The organism is Flavobacterium sp., from assembly GCF_039930565.1.
In the GTDB taxonomy this organism is placed as follows: domain Bacteria; phylum Bacteroidota; class Bacteroidia; order Flavobacteriales; family Flavobacteriaceae; genus Flavobacterium.
The window spans coordinates 96,093-104,717 of the sequence record NZ_JBDTTP010000006.1; the positions used below are offsets into that span (position 1 = coordinate 96,093).

Annotated in this window: 4 protein-coding genes and 1 pseudogene; all 5 read left to right on the forward strand. The window is 34.1% G+C overall.

Annotation, left to right across the window (positions count from 1 at the left end; genetic code table 11):
• Positions 1-12: 12 nt before the first annotated feature.
• A complete protein-coding gene (locus ABI657_RS03355; protein WP_348095822.1) occupies positions 13-1,689 on the forward strand; it encodes a DUF4270 domain-containing protein in 1,677 nt (558 codons plus the stop codon).
• Between the two features lie 4 nt (positions 1,690-1,693).
• Positions 1,694-3,544, forward strand: coding sequence for a glutamine--fructose-6-phosphate transaminase (isomerizing) (gene glmS, locus ABI657_RS03360; protein ID WP_348095823.1), 1,851 nt, complete (start codon positions 1,694-1,696; stop codon positions 3,542-3,544).
• Positions 3,545-3,841: 297 nt separating this feature from the next.
• Positions 3,842-6,646: a carboxypeptidase-like regulatory domain-containing protein gene (locus ABI657_RS03365; RefSeq protein ID WP_348095824.1), complete on the forward strand. Its 2,805-nt coding sequence runs from the start codon at positions 3,842-3,844 to the stop codon at positions 6,644-6,646.
• Positions 6,647-6,735: 89 nt separating this feature from the next.
• Positions 6,736-8,193, forward strand: coding sequence for a G-D-S-L family lipolytic protein (locus ABI657_RS03370; protein WP_348095825.1), 1,458 nt, complete (start codon positions 6,736-6,738; stop codon positions 8,191-8,193).
• 235 nt (positions 8,194-8,428) lie between these two features.
• Positions 8,429-8,625 (forward strand): annotated as a pseudogene (locus ABI657_RS03375) (F0F1 ATP synthase subunit beta); the annotation flags it as partial.

Here is an 8,625-nt window from a genome sequence, read left to right on the forward strand (position 1 = left end):
TTATTATTAAACATGTATAATACTTCTTTTTTTAAGAAAATTCTTTTAATAGCAACAGTTGCTGTTTTTTATTCCTGCGATAAAGATTTTAATGCCATAGGCGACGATATAATTGGCGACAATCATTTTGGTTTGGATTCAACAAGTTATAAAGTAAAAGCATACAACCAAAAAGTCACTCCGGTAATTGCAAACAATTTGGAAATAAATGCATTAGGAATATATAATAATCCTGCATTTGGTTTGACAACTGCAAATTTTAATACTCAGGTTGCACTTGACACTTACGGCTCTGAATTGGGAGAAGGTGTTATTATTGACAGTGTCACTTTGCACATCCCGTATTTTTTAGACAGAACCCAAACTGTATTCAATACCGATGCCGGAAAAACAAAATATGTACTGGATTCTATTTATGGTCCGGAAACTGGCAAAATCAAGTTAAGCGTGTACGAATCCGGAATTTTTCTGAATGATTATAAAGCTAATGACCCTGTTACAAGTAATTTTTATTACACGGATAAAAACAGTGAATTTCAATTAAAAGCAGTAGGAGGAAGATTAAATAATTTTAAGCCCACGAAAGTAAATAAGGATGGTGTTTCTTATATCGATGAATCGGAAAATGATATATTCTTTTTTAACTCAAAAGAATTATTCGAAACAACTGAAGCAACAACTACAACACCAAAAACCTTTAAAAGATTTGAACCTGAAATGCGATTGCATTTGGATACTATATTTTTTAGAAATAAGATATTCAATGCTCCTGCTGGAAAATTAGCGAGTGCAGAAGCCTTTAAAAATTATTTTAGAGGTCTGTACTTTAAGGTAGAAAATTCAGGAAGTGAGCCAGGAAGTATGGCTATGCTTGACTTTAAAAAAGGAAAAATAAATGTTTTTTACAGAGCAAAAACAGCCATAACTACAGATGCAGCAACGGCTACAGAATCAAAAACTCTTGTAATTAATCTTAATGGGAATACAACAAGTCTTCTTGAAGAAAGTAATCCCAATCAAAAATATTCCGCAGCAACTGAAGATGATTTGAGTAATCAGGTTCCTGTCGAAGATGAAAAGTTATATTTAAAAGGAGGTCAGGGCTCAATGGCAATTATTGAACTTTCTGAATTTGAAAGCCAATTGGCTGATATTCGAAAAAATGTTATTGATAAAAAATGGTTGGTAAATGAGGCTAATTTGATTTTCTACGTTGATGAAACCGAAATGAATACCGGAATCGTTCCTCCAGGAAAACCGTATTTACCTCAAAGAGTTTATTTATATGATGCCACAAACAATACCCCAATAATAGACTATTTTACTGACGGCAGCACTTTTAGCGCTATTCCTAAAAAGAATAAATATGTTTTTGATGGTATGATTCAAAAAATAACTCAAAAGGGCAATACATATAAAATATATAAAGTCAGAATAACGGATCATATCCGTAATATTTTGAAAAACAGTACTGTTGAAAATGTTAAATTAGGATTAGTAGTTACCGAAAACATTGCAATTGGTACATCAAACAAATTAGATCCTAAAAGTGTAAACAGCAGCAGTTTTACAGAAATCCCTACTGCGTCTGTAATGAGTCCTTTAGGAACAGTTTTATTTGGAGGAACGGCTGCATCAGCAGATAAAAGAGTTAAGCTTCAAGTTTATTACACGAAACCAAATTTATAAATATATGTGTGGAATTGTTGGATATATTGGCTACAGAGAGGCTTATCCTATCGTTATAAAAGGATTAAAGCGGCTCGAATACAGAGGATATGATAGTGCTGGTGTTATGTTATATGATAACGAATCAGGCATTAAGCTTTGCAAAACAAAAGGTAAGGTTTCTGATCTTGAAGAAAAAGCAAAATCAAATTTTACCTCTAACGGAACCATCGGAATCGGGCATACACGCTGGGCAACCCATGGCGTACCAAATGATGTAAATTCACATCCGCATCTTTCAAACTCAGGAGATTTGGCTATAATCCATAATGGGATTATAGAAAATTATGCTCCTTTAAAAGAAGAATTAAAAAAAAGAGGCTATATTTTTCATTCAGATACCGATACAGAAGTTTTGGTCAACTTAATTGAAGAAGTTCAGAAAAAAGAAAAATTAAAACTTGGAAAAGCAGTACAGATTGCTCTTAATCAAGTTGTAGGAGCTTATGCCATAGCTGTTTTTGATAAAAAAAATCCAAATGAAATTGTAGCGGCAAGATTAGGAAGCCCATTAGCAATTGGTGTGGGAGAAGGAGAGTTTTTTATTGCATCTGACGCCTCTCCATTCATAGAATACACTTCTAATGCAGTCTATTTAGAAGATGGTGAAATGGCTAATATAAGATTGCACAAGCCTTTGAAAGTTAGAAAAATAAAAGACGATTCTTTAGTTGATCCATACATTCAGGAGCTTCAAATGAATTTAGAGCAAATTGAGAAAGGCGGATATGATCATTTCATGCTGAAAGAAATCTATGAACAGCCAAGCGTAATTAAGGATACTTACAGAGGAAGGCTTAATGCAAATAAAGGAATTGTTCAGTTAGCAGGTGTTGAAGACAATCTTGAAAAATTTCTGAATGCAGATCGTATTATTATTGTGGCTTGTGGAACTTCATGGCATGCCGGATTAGTAGCCGAATATATTTTTGAAGAATTTACCCGCATACCTGTTGAAGTTGAATACGCTTCTGAATTTAGATACAGAAACCCAATCATCAATAAAAACGATGTTGTTATTGCAATTTCTCAATCTGGCGAAACAGCTGATACAATGGCTGCTATTAAGTTGGCTAAAGAAAATGGTGCCTTTGTTTTTGGTGTTTGTAATGTTGTAGGATCTTCTATTTCAAGAGAAAGCCATGCCGGAGCGTATACTCATGCTGGTCCGGAAATTGGGGTAGCATCAACTAAAGCATTTACAACCCAAATTACGGTTTTGGCAATGATCGCATTGCGTTTAGGTAAAGCCAAAGGAACTTTATCAAATACTGACTTCCATACTTATTTGCAAGAATTAGAAATAATTCCTGAAAAAGTAGCAGAAGCTTTAGAAACAAATGATAAAGCAAAAGAAATTGCTGCTGCTTTTAAAGATGCTCCTAATTGCTTGTACCTTGGACGAGGCTATAACTTTCCAGTTGCCCTTGAAGGAGCCCTGAAACTTAAGGAAATATCATACATTCACGCTGAAGGATATCCTGCTGCTGAAATGAAACATGGACCAATTGCTTTAATTGATGAACATATGCCAGTTATTGTCATTGCTCCTAAACAAGGACATTATGATAAAATTGTAAGCAACATACAGGAAATAAAATCAAGAAGCGGCAGAATTGTTGCGGTAGTTACTAAAGGCGACACACAAGTTAGGGATTTAGCTGATTATGTAATTGAAATTCCTGAAACTTCAGATGCATTATCACCACTTATTACTACTATACCTTTACAGCTTTTATCCTACCATATTGCTGTAATGAGGAAATGTAATGTTGATCAGCCAAGAAACTTAGCTAAATCAGTTACAGTAGAATAAAATAGAATTTTATGTCAAAAAAAAGCGGGATTTAAGTTCCGCTTTTTTTTATTCCTTATATTTTAAATTTTAGTAGTATTTTTATGTTATCCTTAAAAATTCTCTTAAAATTTATATGTATGCATAGTATTTATATTTTTTAAGTACACTTTCTTGATGTAAATTTAATAAACACATCTAGTAAATAGTTAAAATAAACTATATATTTATATGAAATATGAAATTTATTTAACGTTTTTTTAATAATATCAAAATTATTTGTATTTTGGCTACATAAACTAACAAAAATCAATTCCAATGAGAGTGTATTTGCTAATTATGTTGTTTTCTTGCGGAATTTCCTTTTCGCAAAATACAATTAGTGGTTCAGTTACAGACAGTAACAAAGAATCTATTCCAGGTGCCAATATAAATGTTGTAGGAAGTTCAAGTGGAACTTCAACAGATTTTGATGGTTCTTTTAAACTAAGTACTACTGAGAAATTACCATTTTCAATTAAAATATCAGCAGTAGGCTTTGAAGCACAGTCTATAAGAGTTACCTCTTTAAATCAAAAAATAGATGTTGTCTTAAAGGATGAAGAAACAAAATTAGATGAAATTGTTGTTTCTGCTTCCAGAACTCCTGAAAGAGTAATTGAATCTCCTGTTACAATTGAGAGGATGGGAATACAGGAAATCAAAAATACAACTGCCCCGACTTTTTATGATGGACTGGAAAATCTAAAAGAAGTAAACTTTAACACAAGCAGTATTTCATTTAAATCAATCAATACGCGTGGTTTTGCTACCGTAGCCAACACCCGTTTTATGCAATTGGTTGACGGTATGGATAATTCATCTCCTGCGCTAAACTTTGTTTTAGGCAATTTAATTGGTATTTCTGATTTAGACGTTGCTAACGTAGAACTTTTACCCGGAGCTTCTTCTGCCCTTTACGGAGCAAATGCTTTTAATGGTATTTTGTTTATGAATAGTAAAAGTCCTTTTACAAATGAAGGAATTAGTGTTTATTACAAATACGGACAAACAACACAAAATGCAGCAGGAACAAATGATTATAATGATTTTGGAATTAGAGCTGCCAAAGCGTTCACAAAGCATTTTGCTCTTAAAGCAAACTTTACTTACATGGAAGCAACGGAATGGATTGCTGCCGACAACAGAAGTATGACAAGTGGAGGTATCGGACATGCAACAAACCAAAACTACGATGGATTAAATCTTTACGGAGACGAAGTGACTACTTTCATTCCGAATGTGGGACAGGTAAGCAGAACAGGATATCGCGAACAGGATTTAACAGATAATAAAGTTAAAAACGTTAAGGCAGACTTTTCTGCTCATATCAAACCTTTTGCTGATGAAACAGAAATTATTTTACAATATAAAATTGGTTTAGGAAGTACAATTTACCAGGGAGCAAACAGATATGCCTTAAAGGATTTCATGATGCAACAAGGTAAAATTGAGGTAAAAGGAAAAAACTTTTTTGCAAGATTTTATGCAACCGATGAAGATGCCGGAAATTCATACGATATGAGATTTGCCGCATGGAACATAAACAGGGCAGCAAAAGGAGATACAGAATGGTTTACAAATTATGCAACAGCGTATCAGTTATCAGGAGCTGTTATGGGAACAAATGCAAATGAATCAGCTTTGATCGCCAGAAATTATGCAGATTATAATCAATTACCGGCTGTTTTAGTACCACTACCTCAATTTGCAACTGCACCAACCGGACAACCAAGATTCGAACCGGGCTCTGCACAATTCAATCAAGCTCTTGCAGCTGTTACAGCTAATCCTGATTTAACTCAGGGAGCTAAATTTATAGATCAGTCTAAATTATATCATTCTGATGTGAATTATAATTTTAAAGACATCATTGAATTTGCTGAAATTCAGGTGGGTGGGTCATGGAGAAAGTACATAATGGATTCACAGGGAACTATTTTTACAGATTATGACGGGCCAATTGATTACAAGGAATATGGAGCTTATGGTCAATTAACTAAAAAATTCATGGACGACAGATTGAAATTTACAGGATCTGTACGTTATGATAAAAGCCAAAATTTTGATGGTAATATTTCCCCAAGAGTTTCTTTTGTTTATTCAGGTGGAGAAAGCAAAAGACATAATTTCAGATTATCTTATCAAACCGGTTTCCGTAACCCAACGACACAAGATCAATATATTGGTTTAGATTTAGGCCCTTTTGCTTTAATTGGTTCGGCTCCTGAAAATTTAGATCGTTTTCAAGAAGTAGTCAATGTAAGTGCTGCGGGGCAAACAATAGCGGGACAACCGGCAACAATAAATATGTCAGGGCAAAATGCATATGGCAATGCATATACTGTGGCTTCTGTTCAGGCATTCGCTGCGTCAGCAAATCCAGCAGACTTACAGGTAGCCAATATAGGACTGGTAAAACCAGAGCAAGTACAGGCTTTTGAAGTTGGGTATCGTTCTGTAGTTCAAAACGATTTATCAATAGATTTAAATGGTTATTATAATATTTATAATGACTTTATGAATACCTCCAGAGTAATATCACCTTACTACGGAAAAGTAGGTACAGATGCTACAAATCCTGCAGTACAACAAACTTATCAGGCATTGGCATTTGGAGACAGAAGAGTATATCAGGTTTATACCAATACTACTGCAAAAGTTTCTTCTTTAGGTTTTGGAGTTGGTTTAAGCAAAAAAGTATATAAAGATTTTGAATTAGGAGCGAATTACAACTATGCGCAGTTTGATTTTGATCAATCTGAAGACCCAAGTTTCATCGCTGGTTTTAACACCCCAAAACATAGAATTAAAGCGTCTTTAGGTAATTCAAAATTAACTAAAAACTTAGGTTTCAATGTGAATGTAAGATGGAATACAGAATATTTATGGCAATCTTCTTTTGGGGATGGTATGATTCCTGAAAACACCGTTTTGGATGCACAGGTAAATTATGCTTTTCCAAAATTAAAATCAGTTCTTAAAGTTGGTGCTACAAATCTTTTTGGAGATGATTATCTTCAGGTTATTGGAGCTGGAGCAATTGGACAAATGTTGTTTGCTTCGTGGACAATTAATCCATAATTAAGCAGCTAATAATTGATGAGGCAGAGTTTTATTCTATTCAATAGAAAAAACAAATGGAAAGAAGTAATAATTTTAAAAGTACAAACATGAAAAAAAATATAAAATGGCTTTTATTGGTTTCATTAACCATTATGGCAGCTTGTAATAATGATGAAGACAATAATACTCCTGTAGAAGTTCCCGTTACTTCTGGAACTGCAGATTTTTCTAAATTTGTTTCTTTGGGGAATTCACTTACAGCAGGCTTTAGTGACAATGCACTTTTCAAAAAAGGACAAGAAGGCTCTTATACAAATATTATTGCTGCCCAATTCAAATTAGCTGGTGGAGGAGATTTTAAAATTCCTTACATGAATGATAACATAGGAGGATTGTTATTTGGAGGCGCTACAAATCCAGCATTTGGTCCTAGATTAACTTTTAATGGAGTAGGCCCGGTTCCAGTCTCGGGAGTTCCAACGACTGAGGTTTTTAACCCTGCTGTTGTTGCAGCTGGACCTTACAACAATGTAGGTGTTCCCGGAGCAAAAAGTTTTCACTTATTGTCACCAACCTATGGTAGTGCTGCTGGTTTAGCAACGGGAACTGCCAATCCATATTATATTCGTTTTGCACCAAATGGAACAACATCTGTTTTGGCTTATGCAATGTCACAAACGCCTACATTCTTTTCTTTATGGATAGGAAATAATGATGTATTGGGTTATGCAACTACAGGTGGAGATGGAACAAATCCTATAACGCCAATTTCTGGTGCTGCCGGGGTTGGATTTGATGGAACTTATACGGCTTTAGTAAATACATTAACCTCTGCTGGTGCAAAAGGGGTTGTTGCTAACATACCTTACGTAAATACTATTCCGTTTTTTACAACTGTTGGATTCAACCCAGTGCCATTAGCAGCCGCTCAGGTTACTGCTTTAAATTCAGCTTATGCTGGTTATAATGGCGGTTTATTAGCTGCAAAGAATGCAGGATTAATTACAGAAGCAGAAAGATTACAAAGAACTATAAATTTTGTAGCAGGTAAAAATGCAGTGGTAATTATTGATGAATACCTTACTGATATTACTGCAGTAAGTCCTGCATTAATAAAATTAAGACAAACTACAGCAATGGATTATGTAGTGTTAAGTTCTCAAGGTGTTCCTGCCCAAGTGCATTTAGCTGCAGGAAATGGAACTCAATTTCCTTTACAAGATAGATGGGTATTGTCTAAAAACGAAGTTGCTGAACTAAAAACAGCTACTGATGGTTACAATACAATTATAAAAGGTATTGCTGATGCAAAAGGATTGGCTTTTGTAGATGCAAATGCTTTATTGACACAAGTTGCTAACGGGGGAGTTCGTTATGGTAATTTCCACTTAACAAGTTCTTTTGCAGTTGGAGGTGCTTTTTCATTAGATGGCGTGCATCCTAGTCCAAGAGGTTATGCGTTGATTGCTAATAAATTTATAGATGCTATCAATACAAAATACGGATCAACTTTACGTAATGTAGATTTGGGAATTTATCCAATTCAGTATCCGGCAACATTATAAATAAAGCCAGTTTTTTTTAATAGAAAGCCACTCGTTATTATAACGCAGTGGTTTTTTTATTCCACCTAAATTTATATTTTTAGTTATTTGAACCATTTCTTTTATGAATCAAACAAAAACATGGTATTTTTTATAAAAAAAATATTGATTTTATATATTAAAAATTTATCTTTGCGCTCTGAAAAAAGAGGTATTTTCGTTAAACCTAAATAGCTATTTAATAAACACATAAGTAATGTCAAAAGTAATAGGAAAAGTTGCTCAAATCATTGGACCAGTAGTTGACGTAGTTTTCAACGGTAAGGATGTTGAACTTCCAAAAATTTATGATTCACTAGAAATCACTAAAAAAGACGGAACATTGTTAGTTCTAGAAGTGCAATCTCACATTGGTGAAAACACTGTTCGTACCATTTCTATGGACTCTACAGA

Excerpts from the sequence above, each read along its gene's own strand:
- ABI657_RS03365 (WP_348095824.1), top strand. The coding sequence starts at position 3,842 with ATGAGAGTGTATTTGCTAATTATGTTGTTTTCTTGCGGAATTTCCTTT.
- glmS (WP_348095823.1), top strand. The coding sequence starts at position 1,694 with ATGTGTGGAATTGTTGGATATATTGGCTACAGAGAGGCTTATCCTATC.
- ABI657_RS03355 (WP_348095822.1), top strand. The coding sequence starts at position 13 with ATGTATAATACTTCTTTTTTTAAGAAAATTCTTTTAATAGCAACAGTT.
- ABI657_RS03370 (WP_348095825.1), top strand. The coding sequence starts at position 6,736 with ATGAAAAAAAATATAAAATGGCTTTTATTGGTTTCATTAACCATTATG.